This is a genomic window from Plantibacter sp. 2H11-2 (assembly GCF_050031945.1).
Taxonomy (GTDB): Bacteria; Actinomycetota; Actinomycetes; order Actinomycetales; family Microbacteriaceae; genus Plantibacter; species Plantibacter auratus.
In genome coordinates, this window is the sequence record NZ_JBNBBL010000006.1 from 96,011 (window position 1) to 112,810 (window position 16,800).

General features: G+C 67.6%; 18 protein-coding genes. 13 read left to right on the plus strand and 5 right to left on the minus strand.

The features are described 5' to 3' along the window. Window positions 1-79: 79 nt before the first annotated feature. The 9 genes from atpB to ACQG07_RS13150 all read left to right on the plus strand — a co-directional run bounded on the left by atpB (window position 80) and on the right by ACQG07_RS13150 (window position 7,711). Window positions 80-859, plus strand: coding sequence for a F0F1 ATP synthase subunit A (atpB, locus tag ACQG07_RS13110; RefSeq protein WP_175117868.1), 780 nt, complete (start codon window positions 80-82; stop codon window positions 857-859). A gap of 46 nt (window positions 860-905) precedes the next feature. Further along, on the plus strand, window positions 906-1,139 hold the full coding sequence (atpE, locus tag ACQG07_RS13115; protein ID WP_064295310.1) for an ATP synthase F0 subunit C: 234 nt from the start codon (window positions 906-908) through the stop codon (window positions 1,137-1,139). 30 nt (window positions 1,140-1,169) lie between these two features. Next, window positions 1,170-1,721 (plus strand): F0F1 ATP synthase subunit B, encoded by a 552-nt coding sequence (locus ACQG07_RS13120; RefSeq protein WP_064295311.1) that lies wholly within the window; start codon window positions 1,170-1,172, stop codon window positions 1,719-1,721. Then, window positions 1,721-2,518, plus strand: a complete 798-nt coding sequence (locus tag ACQG07_RS13125) for a F0F1 ATP synthase subunit delta (RefSeq protein ID WP_071262369.1) — start codon at window positions 1,721-1,723, stop codon at window positions 2,516-2,518. Before ACQG07_RS13120 ends, ACQG07_RS13125 begins: the two co-directional genes overlap by 1 nt. A 109-nt stretch (window positions 2,519-2,627) precedes the next feature. Further along, the gene (gene atpA, locus ACQG07_RS13130) at window positions 2,628-4,256 is read left to right on the plus strand and encodes a F0F1 ATP synthase subunit alpha (protein ID WP_192006657.1); all 1,629 of its coding nucleotides are present in this window, start codon (window positions 2,628-2,630) and stop codon (window positions 4,254-4,256) included. 3 nt (window positions 4,257-4,259) lie between these two features. Further along, a complete protein-coding gene (locus ACQG07_RS13135; RefSeq protein WP_064295314.1) occupies window positions 4,260-5,153 on the plus strand; it encodes a F0F1 ATP synthase subunit gamma in 894 nt (297 codons plus the stop codon). Between the two features lie 47 nt (window positions 5,154-5,200). Further along, window positions 5,201-6,667: a F0F1 ATP synthase subunit beta gene (gene atpD / locus ACQG07_RS13140; protein WP_426738494.1), complete on the plus strand. Its 1,467-nt coding sequence runs from the start codon at window positions 5,201-5,203 to the stop codon at window positions 6,665-6,667. A gap of 2 nt (window positions 6,668-6,669) precedes the next feature. Then, window positions 6,670-6,945: a F0F1 ATP synthase subunit epsilon gene (locus ACQG07_RS13145; protein ID WP_064295316.1), complete on the plus strand. Its 276-nt coding sequence runs from the start codon at window positions 6,670-6,672 to the stop codon at window positions 6,943-6,945. Between the two features lie 4 nt (window positions 6,946-6,949). Further along, entirely contained in the window at window positions 6,950-7,711 is a 762-nt protein-coding gene (locus ACQG07_RS13150) for a YaaA family protein (protein ID WP_426738495.1), read from the plus strand. A gap of 10 nt (window positions 7,712-7,721) precedes the next feature. On the opposite strand, the gene ACQG07_RS13155 is transcribed toward ACQG07_RS13150, so the two are convergent. After that, window positions 7,722-8,309, minus strand: a complete 588-nt coding sequence (locus ACQG07_RS13155) for a DNA-3-methyladenine glycosylase I (protein ID WP_194645563.1) — start codon at window positions 8,307-8,309, stop codon at window positions 7,722-7,724. Beyond that, entirely contained in the window at window positions 8,306-8,854 is a 549-nt protein-coding gene (locus ACQG07_RS13160; RefSeq protein WP_228501987.1) for a methylated-DNA--[protein]-cysteine S-methyltransferase, read from the minus strand. The genes ACQG07_RS13155 and ACQG07_RS13160 overlap by 4 nt, the downstream gene beginning before the upstream one ends. Before the next feature lie 108 nt (window positions 8,855-8,962). Between ACQG07_RS13160 and ACQG07_RS13165 the strand changes: the two genes are divergently transcribed. Further along, complete coding sequence (locus tag ACQG07_RS13165) at window positions 8,963-9,931, plus strand: aldo/keto reductase (protein WP_426738496.1); 969 nt, start codon at window positions 8,963-8,965, stop codon at window positions 9,929-9,931. Window positions 9,932-9,940: 9 nt separating this feature from the next. On the opposite strand, the gene ACQG07_RS13170 is transcribed toward ACQG07_RS13165, so the two are convergent. Next, on the minus strand, window positions 9,941-11,755 hold the full coding sequence (locus tag ACQG07_RS13170; protein ID WP_079707184.1) for a BCCT family transporter: 1,815 nt from the start codon (window positions 11,753-11,755) through the stop codon (window positions 9,941-9,943). A 215-nt stretch (window positions 11,756-11,970) separates the two neighbouring features. Between ACQG07_RS13170 and ACQG07_RS13175 the strand changes: the two genes are divergently transcribed. After that, a complete protein-coding gene (locus tag ACQG07_RS13175; RefSeq protein ID WP_161578601.1) occupies window positions 11,971-13,032 on the plus strand; it encodes a glycoside hydrolase family 6 protein in 1,062 nt (353 codons plus the stop codon). 55 nt (window positions 13,033-13,087) lie between these two features. Continuing rightward, window positions 13,088-14,026, plus strand: a complete 939-nt coding sequence (locus tag ACQG07_RS13180; RefSeq protein ID WP_371742739.1) for a response regulator transcription factor — start codon at window positions 13,088-13,090, stop codon at window positions 14,024-14,026. Window positions 14,027-14,090: 64 nt separating this feature from the next. Here ACQG07_RS13180 and ACQG07_RS13185 read toward each other — a convergent pair whose 3' ends face one another. Further along, window positions 14,091-14,468: a hypothetical protein gene (locus tag ACQG07_RS13185; protein ID WP_426738497.1), complete on the minus strand. Its 378-nt coding sequence runs from the start codon at window positions 14,466-14,468 to the stop codon at window positions 14,091-14,093. Continuing rightward, the gene (locus ACQG07_RS13190; protein ID WP_426738498.1) at window positions 14,465-15,961 is read right to left on the minus strand and encodes a glycosyltransferase; all 1,497 of its coding nucleotides are present in this window, start codon (window positions 15,959-15,961) and stop codon (window positions 14,465-14,467) included. The genes ACQG07_RS13185 and ACQG07_RS13190 overlap by 4 nt, the downstream gene beginning before the upstream one ends. A gap of 199 nt (window positions 15,962-16,160) precedes the next feature. Here ACQG07_RS13190 and ACQG07_RS13195 point away from each other — a divergent pair, with 199 nt between their 5' ends. Further along, a complete protein-coding gene (locus ACQG07_RS13195; protein ID WP_236555493.1) occupies window positions 16,161-16,799 on the plus strand; it encodes a hypothetical protein in 639 nt (212 codons plus the stop codon). The last annotated feature ends 1 nt before the right edge of the window (window position 16,800 follow it).

Below are 16,800 nucleotides of genomic sequence, written 5' to 3' on the forward strand. Positions count from 1 at the left end.
TCGCCGCGAGAGCTCTGCTCCACGCCCCCGAAACTGGAGATACGTGCTGTTCGCTAACGCCGTGCACCTGATCGCACCGATGGCCGCCGAAGATGGCGAGTTCCACGGTCCGTCGATCGACGAGTTCTTCCCCGACATCATCCTCTTCGAGGGCACGCCCTTCGCGATCAACCGGGTCATCCTGATCCGGTTCATCGCGGTGATCGCGCTCCTCCTGTTCTTCTGGCTGTCGACGCGCAAGATGCGCCTCGTCCCCGGCCGCGCACAGAGCCTCGCCGAGATGGGGCTCGGCTTCGTCCGCGTCAACATCGCGGAAGACCTGCTCGGCAAGAAGGACGGCCTCCGGTTCCTGCCGATCCTGACGACCATCTTCTTCATGGTCCTCGCGATGAACCTGACGGGCATCATCCCTGGGCTGAACCTGGCCGGTACCTCCGTCATCGGTGTCCCGCTGGTGCTCGCGCTGGTGTCCTACGTCACCTTCATCTACGCCGGTATCAAGAAGAGTCCGGGCAAGTTCTTCAAGAACTCCCTCTTCCCCTCCGGGGTGCCGTGGCCGGTGTACATCATCGTCACGCCGATCGAGCTCATCTCGACCTTCGTCATCCGCCCGCTCACGCTGACGCTCCGACTCCTCATGAACATGATCGTCGGGCACCTGCTCTTGGTCCTGTTCTTCGCGGCAACCCAGTTCTTCATCGTGAACCTCGGCGGATGGTTCGCCCTCATGGGCGTCGGGACGCTGGCCTTCGGCCTCGTTTTCACCCTCTTCGAGCTCCTGGTCGCAGTTCTCCAGGCGTACGTCTTCACCCTCCTCACCGCGGTCTACATCCAGCTCGCGGTCGCAGAAGAGCACTAATCGAGCCCGGCACCCGCCAGGTCTCACCCAACGGAAGGAAACAAACGTGGACGCAACTACCGTTCTCGCCGCCCTTGAAGGAAACATCGCGACGGTCGGTTACGGTCTCGCAGCCATCGGCCCCGCCATCGGTGTGGGTATCGTCGTCGGCAAGACGATCGAAGGCACCGCGCGTCAGCCCGAGCTGGGTGGTCGTCTCCAGGTCCTCATGTGGATCGGTATCGCCTTCACCGAGGCGCTCGCCTTCATCGGCATCGCGACCTACTTCATCTTCGTCTAAGCCCCCTTTCACATCTCCGAAGGAGGCAAGATGTTTGATGCAGTGATCATCGCTGCTGAAGAGGGCGCTCCAACGAACCCTCTCATCCCAGCGGTCTACGACATCGTCTGGTCTGCCGTCGTCTTCATCATCATCCTCGGCTTCTTCTGGAAGCTGGTCCTGCCCAAGGTGCAGAAGCTCCTCGACGACCGCGCAGCGGCCATCGAGGGCAACATCGCCAAGGCCGATGAAGCGCAGAAGCAGGCCGAAGCGGCGCTCGAGCAGTACAACGCTCAGCTGGCCGAGGCCCGTCAGGAAGCCGGCCGCATCCGCGAGCAGGCTCGTGTCGAGGGTCAGACGATCCTCGCCGAGCTCAAGGAGCAGGCAACGGTCGAGGCCGCTCGCGTCACCGCGAGCGCTCAGGCACAGATCGAAGCCGAGCGTCAGGCGGCCGTCGTGTCGCTGCGTGCCGAGGTCGGCACGCTCGCACTCGACCTCGCCAGTGGCGTCATCGGCGAGACGCTGAACGACGACGCGAAGGCGACGGCGGTCGTCGACCGGTTCCTCGCGGACCTCGAAGCGTCGGAGAAGGCAGCCAAGTAATGGGAAGCGCGACCAGAGAAGCACTCGCCTCGTCGAAGGAGGCCCTCGCCGCCCTCGGCGCCGGGGCCGATCTGGCCACCGCGGACGGACTGTTCGCAGCGGGCCGGGCCATCGGCGGCTCGAGCCACCTGAGCGCAGCGCTCAGCGACCCCGCAGCCGACGCCGGTGCCAAGCGCACCGTCGTCGAGCGGATCTTCGGCACCCAGCTGAGCGCTCAGGCGCTCGGCCTGCTGCAGACCGTCGTCTCCGGCCGCTGGTCCAGCGAGGCCGACCTGCTCGCGGGCATCGAGGAGCTCGGCCTCCGGGCCGCCTCGATCTCCGCCGGCGCTCAGGGCGACATCGAGGCCGAGCTGTTCGAGTTCGGGAAGCTCGTGTCGAGCAACCATGAGCTCGAGCTCGCCCTCAGCAGCAAGCTCGGCTCGTCCGCTGCGAAGGGCGCCCTCGCGGCGTCCCTCCTCGCGGGCAAGGCGAGCCCGCAGACCGTCAGCATCGTCGGTCAGCTCGTGCAGCAGCCGCGAGACCGTCGGATCGGAGAACTGCTCCGGTACGCATCAGGCATCGTCGCCGACCAGCAGGGCCTCGCGGTCGCCACGGTCACGGCAGCCGCACCGATCGAGGCGTCGCAGCTCCAGCGCCTCGAGCGCCACCTCGCCACGGCCTACGGCCGTCAGGTGAAGATCAACCAGGTGATCGACCCCGCCGTCGTCGGTGGACTGCGCGTGCAGCTCGGGGACGACGTCATCGACGGCAGCCTCGCTGCCCGACTGAACGACCTCCGTCTGCAACTGGCCGGATAACGGCCCGTGCAGCGCGGGGACCGGCCCGACGGTCTCCACAACTCAAGACGTTGATCCTGACGGATCGCACCTCTCGGAACCCCCGGGTTCCACAACCAAAAGGAACATGATGGCAGAACTCACGATCAGCCCAGACGAGATCCGGGATGCTCTCAAGGACTTCGTCAAGGCCTACGAGCCCGGCACCGCCGCGGCCACCGAGGTCGGACGCGTGATCGATGCCGCTGACGGCATCGCCCACGTCGAGGGCCTCCCGGGCGCCATGGCGAACGAGCTCCTCCGCTTCGCGAACGGCACCCTCGGCCTCGCGCTCAACCTCGACGAGCACGAGATCGGCGTCGTCGTCCTCGGTGAGTTCGACGAGATCGTCGAGGGCATGGACGTCACCCGCACGGGCGAGGTCCTCTCGGTCCCCGTCGGCGACGGCTACCTCGGCCGTGTCGTCGACACGCTCGGCAACCCGATCGACGGCCTCGGCGAGATCGCCAGCACCGGCCGCCGCGCACTGGAGCTCCAGGCTCCGGGCGTCATGCAGCGCAAGTCGGTGCACGAGCCGCTCCAGACCGGCATCAAGGCGATCGACGCCATGATCCCCGTCGGCCGCGGCCAGCGCCAGCTCATCATCGGCGACCGCCAGACCGGCAAGACCGCCATCGCGATCGACACCATCATCAACCAGAAGGCCAACTGGGACTCGGGCGACGTCAACAAGCAGGTCCGCTGCATCTACGTCGCCATCGGCCAGAAGGGCTCGACCATCGCCTCCGTGAAGGGTGCGCTGGAAGAGGCTGGCGCGCTCGAGTACACGACGATCGTCGCCTCGCCTGCGTCCGACCCGGCCGGCTTCAAGTACCTCGCCCCCTACACCGGTTCGGCCATCGGCCAGCACTGGATGTACGAGGGCAAGCACGTCCTGATCATCTTCGACGACCTGTCGAAGCAGGCCGAGGCCTACCGTGCCGTCTCCCTCCTCCTCCGTCGTCCGCCGGGACGCGAGGCCTACCCGGGTGACGTCTTCTACCTCCACTCCCGTCTGCTGGAGCGTTGCGCGAAGCTGTCCGACGAGCTCGGCGCCGGGTCGATGACGGGTCTGCCCATCATCGAGACCAAGGCGAACGACGTCTCCGCGTACATCCCGACCAACGTGATCTCCATCACCGACGGCCAGATCTTCCTGCAGTCCGATCTCTTCAACTCCAACCAGCGCCCCGCGGTCGACGTCGGTATCTCCGTCTCGCGCGTCGGTGGTGACGCTCAGGTGAAGAGCATCAAGAAGGTCTCCGGAACGCTGAAGCTCGAGCTCGCGCAGTACCGCTCGCTCGAGGCGTTCGCGATGTTCGCATCCGACCTCGACGCGGCCAGCCGCCGTCAGCTCGCCCGTGGTGCCCGCCTCACCGAGCTGCTCAAGCAGCCGCAGTACTCGCCGTACCCCGTCGAGGAGCAGGTCGTCTCGATCTGGGCCGGAACCAAGGGCAAGCTGGACGACGTCCCGGTGGAGGACGTCCTCCGCTTCGAGCGCGAACTGCTCGACTACCTGGGTCGGAACACCGAGGTCCTCTCCACGCTGCGCGACACGAACGTGCTCGACGACGACACCGTCTCGAAGCTCGATGCCGCTGTCGACCAGTTCAAGCTCGAGTTCCAGACGGGCGAGGGCGCTGCCCTCGGTTCGGAGCAGGTCGAGGAGCTCCCGGTTGAAGACGTCAACCAGGAGAAGATCGTGAAGGGTCGCCGCTAGTCCATGGGCGCTCAACTCCGGGTCTACACGCAGAAGATCAAGTCTGCGCAGACGACCAAGAAGATCACGAAGGCGATGGAGCTCATCGCCGCGTCGCGCATCCAGAAGGCGCAGGCGCGGGTGGCGGCATCCGGACCCTATTCTCGTGCGATCACTCGTGCCGTGTCCGCCGTCGCGACGTACTCCAACGTCGACCACGTGCTCACGACCGAGCCGGAGAAGGTTGAGCGGGCTGCGGTCGTCGTGTTCGCATCCGACCGAGGCCTCGCCGGCGCCTTCAACTCGCAGGTCCTCCGTGAGGCCGCCGAGCTGACCGAGCTCCTGCGCAGCCAGGGCAAGGACGTCACGCACTACCTCGTGGGCCGCAAGGCCGTCGCTTACTTCACGTTCCGACGGATGCAGGCTGCAGGGGAGTGGGTCGGCAACACGGAGAACCCCGACTTCGCCACGGCGCAGGAGATCAGCGAGTCCATCCTCAAGGCGTTCCTCACGGACGCCTCCGAGGGTGGCGTCGACGAGATCCACATCGTCTACAACCGCCTCGTGAGCATGATGACGCAGACCCCCGAGGTCGTCCGTCTCCTGCCGCTCGAGGTCGTCGAAGGCGTCGAGGAGCCCACCGACACCGCTGTGCTGCCGCTGTACGAGTTCGAGCCGGATGCGGAGAGCGTGCTCGATGCACTGCTCCCGAACTACATCGAGAGCCGGATCTTCAACGCGCTGTTGCAGTCCTCCGCCGCGAAGCACGCCGCGACGCAGAAGGCGATGAAGTCGGCCAGCGACAACGCCGACAAGCTCATCACCGACTACACCCGCCTCCGCAACAACGCGAGGCAGGCCGAGATCACCCAGCAGATTTCCGAAATCGTTGGCGGCGCAGACGCGCTCTCGTCCTAGTCATCGCAACACGCACACGTATCTGTAGAGACAGAGAAGAGAAGAACATGACTCCCACCGCAACTGCCGAGCAGGGCGCTGCAGAGGTGAAGGCCGGCGCCGTCGGCCGCATCTCCCGCGTCACCGGCCCGGTCGTCGACATCGAGTTCCCGCACGACGCGATCCCGGGCATCTACAACGCCCTGAAGACCAGCGTCGTGATCGGCGAGCAGACGATGGTCCTCACGCTCGAGGTCGCACAGCACCTCGGTGACGACCTCGTCCGCGCCATCGCCCTGAACCCCACGGACGGCCTCGTCCGCGGCCAGGAGGTCACCGACACGGGTTCGCCCATCTCGGTGCCCGTCGGCGAGGTCACCAAGGGCAAGGTCTTCAACGTCATCGGCGAGGTGCTCAACGCCGAGCCCGGCGAGCAGATCGAGATCACCGAGCGCTGGCCGATCCACCGTCAGCCGCCGCCCTTCGACCAGCTCGAGTCGAAGACGCAGCTGTTCGAGACCGGCATCAAGGTCATCGACCTCCTGACGCCGTACGTCCTCGGCGGCAAGATCGGTCTCTTCGGTGGTGCCGGTGTCGGCAAGACCGTCCTCATCCAGGAGATGATCCAGCGCGTCGCGCAGGACCACGGTGGTGTGTCGGTGTTCGCCGGTGTCGGTGAGCGCACCCGTGAGGGCAACGACCTCATCCACGAGATGGAAGAGGCGGGTGTCTTCGAGAAGACGGCCCTCGTGTTCGGCCAGATGGACGAGCCGCCGGGAACGCGTCTGCGCGTCGCCCTCTCCGCGCTGACGATGGCGGAGTACTTCCGCGACGTCCAGAAGCAGGACGTGCTGCTCTTCATCGACAACATCTTCCGCTTCACCCAGGCCGGTTCCGAGGTGTCGACCCTGCTCGGTCGCATGCCGTCCGCCGTGGGCTACCAGCCGAACCTCGCCGACGAGATGGGTCTCCTCCAGGAGCGCATCACCTCGACGCGTGGTCACTCGATCACCTCGCTGCAGGCGATCTACGTCCCCGCCGACGACTACACCGACCCGGCACCGGCGACGACCTTCGCGCACCTCGACGCGACGACCGAGCTCTCCCGCGAGATCGCGTCGAAGGGTCTGTACCCGGCCGTCGACCCGCTGACCTCGACGAGCCGTATCCTCGACCCCCGCTACCTGGGTGCCGACCACTACCGCGTCGCCACCACGGTCAAGCAGATCCTCCAGAAGAACAAGGAACTGCAGGAGATCATCGCCATCCTCGGTGTCGACGAGCTCTCTGAGGAAGACAAGATCACGGTGTCGCGTGCGCGCCGGATCCAGCAGTTCCTCTCGCAGAACACCTACATGGCGAAGAAGTTCACCGGTGTCGAGGGCTCGACCGTCCCGCTGAAGGACACCATCGAGTCGTTCGACGCCATCGCCAAGGGTGAGTTCGACCACGTCGCCGAGCAGGCCTTCTTCAACGTCGGTTCCATCACCGACGTCGAAGAGAAGTGGGCTCAGATCCAGAAGGACAACGGCTAAGCATGGCTTCCGCTCCTCTGACCGTGAGCGTCGTCGCGGCCGACCACGAAGTGTGGTCCGGCCCGGCACGCCAGCTGATCGCGAAGACCGTCGACGGCGAGATCGGTATCCTGCCCGGCCACGAGCCGATGCTGGCCATCCTCGCCGCCGGTGAGGTCCGTGTCACGCTCGAAGACGGCTCGAAGATCGTCGCGAACGCTGAAGACGGCTTCCTGTCGGTCGAGAACAACACCGTCACCGTCGTGGCCGGCAACGCCACGCTCGTGACCAGCTCCTGATTCAGTGCTGATCCTCCTTCCCCCTTCGGAGACGAAGCGGGACGGCGGCGACGGACGAGCCCTGGACACCGCCCTGCTGCGGTTTCCAGGGCTCTCCTCGTCCCGGAATGATTGCCTCGGCGCCCTGGTGTCGCTCGCTGCCGATGAGGCCGCGACGGTGAAGGCGCTGAAGCTCGGCCCCAAGCAGCTCGGTGAGGTCCAGCGCAACCACGTGGCGGCGACGTCCGCGACGATGCCGGCGATCGACCGGTACACGGGGGTGCTGTACGACGCGCTCGAAGCAGCCACGCTCTCAGCGGACGCGCGACGCTTCGCCGCTGAGCACCTGGTCGTGCACTCGGCGTTGCTCGGCCCGGTCGGCGCGCTCGATCCCATTCCGGCCTATCGGCTCTCCCACGACTCCAGGCTCCCGGGGTTCGTGCTCAAGCGGCACTGGGCGGGGCCCGTCGCCCGCGAGTTGAACGTCGTCCCGGGTGTCCTGTTGGACCTGCGCTCGGAAGGCTACGCGGCGCTCGGGCCGTTGCCGGACCGCGTCGGGGCCGTCTACCTGCGTGTGCTCACGGTCGGCGACGATGGCCGCCGCCGCGCGCTCAACCACTTCAACAAGCAGGGCAAGGGCCGGTTCACCCGCGCGCTGTTGGAGGCCGGTGTCGACCACCCTGATGTCGACTCGTTGCTCGACTGGGCGCGATCGACCGGATGGGTGCTCGACGTCCACGCCCGTGCCGACGACGGTCGGGCGACCGAGCTCGCCCTCGTCGTCTGACCCCTCCGGATCAGGGAGCGCTGTCGGAGCGCCAGCAGCCGACGAGGTGGTCGTCGACGAGGCCTCCGGACTGCATGAGGGCGTACATCGTCGTCGGGCCCACGAAGCGGTAGCCGCGCTTCCGCAGGTGGGCACTGAGTGCGGTGGACTCGGGGGTCACCGCGGGGACCTCGGTCCACTGGGCGAACCGCGCGGGCCGTGGCGGGGGAGCGAAGCTCCAGAGGAGCTCGTCCAGGTCGTCGCCCAGCTCGAGGGCGGTGCGGGCATTGCCGATGACCGCGTTGATCTTCCCGCGGTGGCGGATGATCCGGGCGTCATCGAGCAGGCTCTCGACATCCGCCTCCGTCATGGCTGCGACGGCGTCGAGGTCGAAGCCGTGGAACCGTTCCCGGAACGCCGGTCGCTTCCGAAGGATCGTGATCCAGGAGAGCCCGGCCTGGAACCCTTCGAGACTGATCTTCTCGAAGACCTGCCGCTGTCCGTGGAGCGGCACGCCCCACTCCTCGTCGTGATAGCGCTGGTACTCCGCGTCCGTCCCGGCCCAGGCGCAGCGGGTCAGGCCGTCGGTGCCGACGATGGTCGGGGAGGCTGGACTCATCGGCGGTACGGGATCCCTTCGTGGTCGAGGAGCCAGCGTTTGGTGGCCGGTCCGTCTCCGCCAGAATAGCCCGTCACGATCCGCCCGGTTCCGAGGACGCGATGACAGGGGATGAGGAGCGCGATGGTGTTCGCCCGAACCGCCTGGCCGGCCGCCCGGCCGCCCTGCGGGGCACCGGCCGCGGCCGCAAGGGCGCCGTACCCGATGGTGTCGCCGAACGGCACTTCGCCGAGTGCCGACCAGACCGCCTGCTGGAACGGCGTGCCGGTCGTGACGAGCGGGAGGTCGAACACGGTGCGTCGTCCGCGGAAGTACTCGTCGATCTGCTCCGCGGCGTCGAGGAGGACCGCGGTGGGGCGTTCGTCCACCCCGTCGAGTGGGAGTCGCCCGTGGTGCTCGAAGCGCACGGCTGAGACCGCGTCGTCGACGGAGCGGAGCTCGATCCGCCCCACCGGTGTCGGCATCCTGAGGAAGCCCTCGGCGGTCGGGTCGGCGATGACGGAGCAGGGGAGTACGGGATCGGTGATGGTGAGGTGTGTGGTCATGCACCGAGCGTAGGAAGCCCGTGATCGGCGCGATGCGTCGCGTGGGCCTGGCCGCGGCGTCGGGGGCCGACGGGTGCCTGTGGAGGACGCTCGGGCTAGCCTGGATGCATGTCTGATCTCAACTATCGCCCACTCGGTCGCAGCGGCCTCCTCGTCTCAGCGGTCGGTATCGGCTGCAACAACTTCGGACGCGAGGGCACGGTCACCGCGAGCCTGGACGGCACGCGAGCCGTCGTCGACACGGCGATCGACGCCGGGGTCACCCTCTTCGACACCGCGGACATCTACGGCCGGGAGTACGGGCTGAGCGAAGAACTCCTCGGGCAGGCGATCGCCGGGCGGCGGGATGAGATCGTGCTCGCTACCAAGTTCGGCCATGTGGACTACGAGAGCCCGATTCCGAACTGGGGGGCCAAGGGCTCCCGTCGCTACATCCGGCTCGCGGTCGAGGGCTCGCTCCGCCGTCTGGGCACCGACTGGATCGACCTGTACCAGCTGCACACCCCCGACCCGTTCACGCCGATCGAGGAGACGATCGCGGCCCTGGACGAGCTCGTCCAGGAGGGGAAGATCCGCTACGCCGGCCACTCGAACTTCGCCGGTTGGCAGCTGACCGAGGCGGACTGGGCGGCTCGTACCGCCGGCCACCCCGCCTTCATCTCGGCCCAGAACGAGTACAGCCTGCTCGTCCGGGGCGCGGAGCGCGAGCTGTTCCCGGCCATGCGCGCCGCCGGTGTCGGCTTCCTCCCGTACTTCCCGCTCTACAACGGACTGTTCACGGGGAAGTTCTCTCGTGACGGCGGGCCGGCGGACAGTCGCATCATGCGCCAGCGCAAGCACCTGCTCGACACGGCACCTTGGGACGCGATCGAGGCCTACCAGGCCTTCTGCGACGAGCGCGGCATCTCCATGGTCGAGGCGACCTTCGGCTGGTTGCTCGCCCAGGACGGGCTCACGAGTGTCATCGCCGGCGCGACCACTCCGGAACAGATCCGCGCGAACGCCGCGGCCGGTTCGGCGTGGTCGCCGACCGCCGAGGAAGCGGCCTGGATCTCGGACCGCTTCCCCGTCGGTTGAGCCGTCCGGTCAGTCCTTCGAGCGGCGCTGCTCCGGGTCCTGCGTCTGCGGTTCCGTGGATGCGGCCGATGACCCCGGTGCGTCCGGGGACGCGAGCTGCCGGAGGTCGAGCTGGGCGGTCATCGTGCCGAAGTGCTCCGTGACCTGCTCCGAGACCTGATCCGACAGCTGTTCGCTCACGTCGGCTGAGACGCTCTCGGTGAGCTCTGCGGCGAACAGGCGGCGCTTCGCCCGCTGCTCCCGTCGCACCTCGATCCCGAATGCCTTGAACGACGAGATGCACATGAGGATGATCACGACGCTGAAGGGCAGCGCGGTGATGATGGCCGCCGTCTGCATCGATGCGAGACCGCCGGCAATCAGCAGCGAGATGGCCAGGAGGCTCGTCACGAGCGCCCACGCGATCCGCACCCGGTTCCGCGGTTCCGTGCCGCCGGTGGTGAGCATGCCCATCACGAGCGATCCCGAGTCGGCCGAGGTCACGAAGAACAGGAGGATGAGCAGCAGGGCACCGACGGTCGCGATCGATCCGCCGGGGAGCCCGGCGAGCATGTTGAACAGGGCGGTGTTGAGATCCACCGGGCCGTCGGCGCCGCTGAAGTCACGGCCCTCCAGCGACTGCATGATGGCGGTGCCGCCGAGCACGGCGAACCAGAGGAAGGTGACGAGGGTCGGGACGAGCAGGACGCCGAGCACGAACTGCCGCACGGTGCGTCCCTTCGAGATGCGGGCGATGAAGACGCCGACGAAGGGCGCCCACGACATCCACCAGCCCCAGTAGAAGGTCGTCCACGAGGACTGCCAGGCCTCGCCCGCAGCACCCTGGTACGCGGAGACGTTGAAGGTGAGCCCGACCACGTTCTGGAGGTAGGCGCCCATGGCCTGCACCCATTCGCGGAGGAGGAACAGCGTCGGGCCGGCGAACAGGACGAAGAACAGCAGCAGCGCCGCGAGGACGAGGTTGGTGTTCGAGATCCACTTCATGCCCTTGTGCACGCCGGAGACGAGGGAGAAGATCGTGACGCCGGTGATCACGAGGATGAGGATGACCTGCGTGACGATGTTCGGTTCGGCGATGCCCGTGTACCCGAGCCCCGCGGAGATCTGCAGCACACCGAGGCCGAGCGAGGTCGCGACGCCGAACACGGTACCGATGACGGCGATCGCGTCGATCGCATTGCCCCAGCCGCCCTGCACGCGCTTGCCGAGCAACGGCTCGATCGACCACCGGATCGACATCGGGCGCCCCTTGCGATGCACGGCGTACGCCAGCGCCACACCCACGACCGCGTAGATCGACCAGGCGTGGAGTCCCCAGTGGAGATAGGTCTGACTCATGGCCTGCTGGGCCAGGGACTGCTGGGAGCCCGTGACCCCGGGGCGCGGCTCGAGGAAGTGTGTGAGCGGCTCACCGACGCCGTAGAAGACGAGCCCGATGCCCATCCCGGCGGCGAACAGCATGGAGAACCAGGACAGGAGCGAGAACTCCGGTTCGTCGTCGTCCTTGCCGAGCTTGATGTCGCCGAACTTCGAGACGGCGAAGACGATCGCCACGATGACGAACCCGGCGACGAGCAGGACGTAGTACCACCCGAGGCCTCCGATGATCCCGGACTGGATGGCGTTGAAGACGGACTCGGCCTGTTTCGGGAGCAGGATCGAGAACAGCGCGACACCGAGGATGACCACGAGGGCCGGCCCGAGCACCCAGGGGATGACCTTCGCGGGGGCGTCACCAGCCGCCGCGTCGGAGGTGGGGATGGTCTTCGTGCTCACGTGTGCGCTCCTCGGGCCGTGCGGGCGACCCTGCGTCGCCACGATCATCAAGGGTAGGGAGCCGCGGCGATCCGGACAACGTTGCGCAGCGGGCCCTGGTGTGCAGTCCGGCGTGCGCGCTCGTCGACCGGCTGGGCGGTCCCGGACGCGTCGGTGCCTCTCGGACATCGCGCCCACCCCCACTCGGGGCACGGATTCGAGCGAATCGGCACCGTGGCGAGGCTTTGTCGGGCACAATTGCGGATGACCATGCAGGAGGATCCGTGCCGAGAACGCCCCGCGACCGACGACGTACCCGGACGGCCGTCGCCCTCGGCGTCGTCGCCGTCCTCCTCGCCGGCGGTGCGCTCGCGGTGTCGCTCGTGAGCCGCGTCCCGAACGCCGCTGCCGGCCCGTTCGACGGAGCGCAGTTGTACGTCGATCCGTCCTCGCTTGCCGCCCGAGCCGCCGCAGCCGATCCGGCGGCCGCGACCGAGGAACCGACGAGTTCCGCCACGGCCGGGACGAGCGGCGGTTCGAACGGCGACCCGAGCGACGTCGCCCAACAGCTCGCAGCGGCGGAGCGGCTCGCGGCGGAGCCGACCGCGATCTGGCTCGTGCCGGAGCGCTACCCGATCGGAACCGTCCGGGACACCGTCTCCGAGGTCGTCCGGTCCGCCGAGCGCTCCGGGTCCATGCCGGTCTTCACGGTCTACGGCGTGCCGGAGCGGGACTGCGGCAACCAGTCCGCCGGTGGGTTGTCGAGCGACGAGTACCAGGACTGGGTCGCCGAGATCGTCGCCGCCGTCGCGGATCACCGCGTCGCCGTGATCCTCGAACCGGATGCCGTCGCGCTCGCGCCGGACTGCGGTGACCGCACCGCGCGGATGCGGCAACTTGCAGCCGCGACCGAGCAGTTCGCGGACGCATCGGTCCCCGTGTACCTCGACGGCGGCCACTCCGACTGGCGACCGCCCGCCGAGATGGCCGAGCTCCTCCGGGAGGCCGGTGTCGCCGACGCAACGGGCTTCGCCACCAACGTCTCCAACTACAACACGACCGAGGACGAGATCGCCTATGCGGAGGAATTGAGCGGCCTCCTCGACGGCGCCCATTACGTGATCGACACCTCTCGGAACGGCAGTGGCTCGAACGGCGAATGGTGCAACCCGTCCGGCCGGACGGTGGGGCAGCAGCCCCTCACCGCGCAGGCCGAACACCTCGACGCGAACCTCTGGGTGAAAGCCCCCGGCGAGAGCGACGGAGCGTGCAACGGTGGCCCCCTTGCTGGGGTATGGTGGCCGGAGCAGGCCGTGCAACTGGCCAAGGGATTCAGCGCGTGGTGAGTCGGCAACGGCTACATCCGGCACGTCGCTGACGGGTGGAACGGGTAGGGGCATCGTGACCGAAGAGCTGAGCGAACGTCGGACCGCGGTCGTCATCGAAGACGACGCGGACATCCGCCAACTGCTCGAGACCGTTCTCGAGCAGGCCGGATTCGAGACCGTGTCCGCTGCGAACGGTCTGGACGGCGTCGAGGCGGTGCGGAGGCACAACCCCCTCGTCACGACCCTCGACGTCAGCATGCCGGGTATCGACGGCTTCGAGGCTGCCAAGCGCATCCGCGCCATCAGCTCCACCTACATCGTCATGCTGACCGCCCGAGGCGACGAGATCGACACCCTGCAGGGCCTCGACTCCGGCGCCGACGACTACATGACCAAGCCCTTCCGTCCGCGCGAGCTCCGTGCCCGCATCGAGGCGATGCTGCGTCGGCCTCGCGCGAACGGTGATGCTCCGGCCGTCGCCGCGGCGGCACCGGCGCAACCGGCTCCGACCGCGGTCGCGCCGGCTCCCGTCGCTCAGGTCGCGACTCCGCCGCTGCAGCAGCAGGTGTCGTCGCCCGACCCCACGATCGTCCACGAGACCGTCGCGCGTCATGCCGCTCCCGTCGGTCAGTCGGTCGTCCCGATCATCATGCAACCGGCTGCCGCAGCGCCCGACGACGGCGAGGGGTGGCTCGTCCACCGCGGTCTGAAGCTCAGCTCGGCCACCCGCATCGTCGAGGTCGACGGCACCGAGGTCGACCTCACGCGGAGCGAGTTCGACCTGTTGCAGGCACTGATGGAGTCCCGCCGTCGAGTGCGCAGCAAGGCGGACCTCGCGCTCATGCTCCGTGGCGAGAGCTACATCACGGCCTACTACGTCAGCGAAGCCGACAAGCGTGCGATCGAGGTGCATCTCGCCAACCTGCGACGGAAGCTCGCGGACAGCACCGTGGCCCCGCGGTTCATCGAGACGGTGCGCGGCGTCGGCTACCGCATGACCTCCGACGACTGAGACCACCGCGGTCCTGACCGCGACGGAGCCTCGCCGGCGACCAACGACGCCTGGTGGACGGAGCTCAGGATTCCGCTGCGTCTGCCGCGTCGAGTTCGAGCAGTCGTTCGCAGCTGCGGCGGCCGACCTCCTGGAGGGCGGTGTGGATCTCGCGTGCGCGTTCGAGTCGCCCCAGCTCGATCGCCTGGAGACCGGCACTCGCGAGTCCGGCCACCCCGATCACGCCCAGCATGACGCTGGAGGAGCGGATGCTGAGGAGGACGACCTTGGACTCGTCGGTGTCATGCGCGTCGAGCGCCGCTCCCAGACGTGCCAGACGGGTGGGCCACATCTCGACGTAGGTCTGGACGAACCGACGACGACTGCGCAGGTCGCCCGAGAGTTCTCGGAGCAACCTGCGCAGTTCGTCGGCGTCGACCGTGTCCGGGTCGGGGGACGTCACACGCGGTAGCCGCGCTGACGACGGATGAGCTTGCCGAACATGCTGAGCGTCTGCAGCACGGTGATGACGCCGAGGACCGGCCAGCCCGCCCAGAGGATCGTGGACTGGACGACGGGGGAGAGCTGGGTCCAGGCGGCGACGATCGCGATGATGGCGGCGAGGACGAACAGGAGCGGCGCGAGGTGCGCGTTGCCCGAGCCGCGTTCTGCCTTCGCCTGCTCGGCCCAGTTGTCGACCTTCTTGTTCGACGCGAACTTCGACCAGGCACGGATGAAGTGGCCCATGCGGATCCACATGTAGAACTCGGCCGGGAAGACGAGGACCGCGAAGAGGATGTCGCGGGCGTTCCGCTTCTTCATCGACAGCGCGATGCGCAGGTTGAGGAAGATCGCGACCAGCGGCGGGATGAGCCACACGGGGCTGAACACGAAGGCGTGGATCGACAGCGACCCGGCGAGCAGCACGACGAAGAGGATGCGCGTGACGATGTTGAGGAGCATCTCCGCGTTCTCGAGCCACCGCAGTCGGAGGTTCGGGTGGAACGGCTGCCCCTTGGTGTCGCCGCGCTGGCCGGGCCACATGAGCTCGATCGCTCCGTAGTTCCACTTGACCTGCTGGGCGTCGAGGGAGCGGACCGTGGTCATCCCACCGACGTCGGCACGGGCGCGGGCGCTGATCTTCGTGAGGTAGCCGGCGCTCTTGATCTGCAGCGACAGGAGCGAGTCCTCCACCTCGGAGTCCTTCACCCACGGGGTGGACTGGTGGTTCTGCTCCATGGCGTCGCGCAGGGCCTGGACGGAGAAGATCGAGTACTGCCCGCCGAGCACGGCCATGTTGCGGCCTCGGAGCATGTTCTGCATGTTGAACGCGGCGAACTGCGTGCGCTGGCCGGCGATGAGGAACGCCGGGACGAGCTGCTTCTTGAACGGCTCGTCGTCGATCGAGAAGATCGCGGAGATGCCGCCGATGCGACTGTCCGAGACGATCTCGGCTTCGAGCGACTCGATCGCGGTCGGGTCGGCGACCGTGTCACCGTCGACACCGAGCAGGTAGTCGTAGCCTTCGACGAGCGTGAAGCCGTAGTTGAGCGCGCCCACCTTCTTGTCGGGGTTCTTCCCGATGTCGTGGATGAACACCTCGGTGAACTGCTCGTAGCCGTCCTCGTCGACCCGGGAGTGCGGGCCGGCGTAGGGCGCGGCGACGTCGACCGACCGGTCCGTGGTGTTGTTGATGACCACGTGGATCACATCGGGCATCCGCGTCTGCTCGAGGAGGGACGCGAGCACCGCCGGCAGCGACTCCTCCTCGTTGTAGGCGGGGATGATGCACCCGATGGTCGCGCGGTACTCGGGGAGCGAGTTGACCGAGTCGATGAATTCGTTGGCATACGCTTCAAGTTCGGGCGCGAGAAGCGGCTGCGTCTGAATGTACCGAGGGTCAGGCTGCTGGGCGTTGGGCCGAGAGCTGTCCGGTCGCGCTTCGAGTTCTGACATCAGGGGTCCTGTTCCGAGTGGGTCGAGTGCAACGGTTCGCGCTGCAGTTGCAACTCTGCCGCGTTGGGCGCGGCTTTCGCGCGTGAATGCGATAGCGTCGGCTCAGGATTTCCTCAAGATTCGCGCTGGCCCCAGTTCGTGGGTCATACGGACCCTCGAGGGTCACTCGATCATCCCTCCGACACCCGCCAGGAGCCTCATGTCGAACCACCCAAGCCCGGTCCGGAACCGGCACGTCAGGCACGCCCTCCAGGCCGCGACCGCCGCCGCGCTCGTCCTCGGGCTGAGCGCCTGCGGGACGCCTCCGTGGGAGGAGCCGGGCGCGCAGCCGACCAGCTCGCCGCGCGTGTCGAAGACGCCGAGGCCGACGGTGAGTGCGATCACCAACGAACTCGCGAGCGGGAGTGCCAAGCACACGCTCACGGCGGGCTCCGCCACCCTCACGGTCGACTACTGGTCCACACTGTCGATGGACGCGTGGACCGCGGACGTCAACAAACCGGTGAGCTTCTCGCTCAGCGGCGTGCTCAACCCCGACGACCTCCAGGCGCTCTATCTCTCGCGGGTGACGCTCACCACGACCGTCCACGGACCGAAGGGGCAGCTGGAGTCGCCTGCCCCGTTCACCGACCAGTCGACGGTGGCACCGGGGTACCTCATCAAGGCGCCGTACAGCTACAGCCAGACGTTCGTCCTCCCCGAGGTGGACAGTGCCGCGACCGGCGTCACCTTGACGATCACCTACGAGCTGCTGGTGCAGGCGACGCCGACGTCCGCCGAATATGCGAAGCAGACTGCGGTGGACACCCTCACCATCGCGATCGCCCCGCCCGCCTGAC